Raw genomic sequence first — 494 nt, 5'->3', positions numbered from 1 at the left:
ATCCAAGAACTTTTCTAGGCCGATTGTTTAATCTATCTTGTATAAATCTAATCTTTCCATCTTCAACTTTTGTAAAGTCTGTTTTCTTTGGTAAATACTGACGTATTAAACCATTTGTATGCTCATTTAATCCTCTTTCCCATGAATGATATGGATTCGCAAAGTAAAAGTCTGTATCTAAAGCTTTGGAAATTTCTTCATGATAAGCAAACTCCTTTCCATTATCTGATGTTATTGTATGAGTTAAGGTTTTTATAGGGAGTAACATATCAATAGTAGCTTTAGAAACGATGTTGGCATGTTTACTTTGTACTTTTTTTATAAGTGCAAACTTTGATTTTCTATCAACAATAGTAACTAATGCACCTTTATGATTTTTTCCAATTACTGTATCAATTTCCCAGTCTCCAACTCTTGCTTTTCTTTCAACAATTTTTGGTCTTTTATCTATAGAAATTCTATTCTTGATAATACCTCTAGTATTATAATCGCTG

At 30.0% G+C, this 494-nt stretch carries 1 protein-coding gene; it reads right to left on the bottom strand.

Annotated elements, in window-relative coordinates:
* Window positions 1-494, bottom strand: a 494-nt coding sequence (locus GBG18_RS15110) for an IS30 family transposase (protein WP_152192403.1), incomplete at both ends; no start/stop codon positions are given.

It is taken from the genome of Poseidonibacter ostreae (assembly GCF_009208075.1).
Lineage (GTDB): Bacteria > Campylobacterota > Campylobacteria > Campylobacterales > Arcobacteraceae > Poseidonibacter > Poseidonibacter ostreae.
This window is presented reverse-complemented; position numbering and strand designations above follow the sequence as displayed.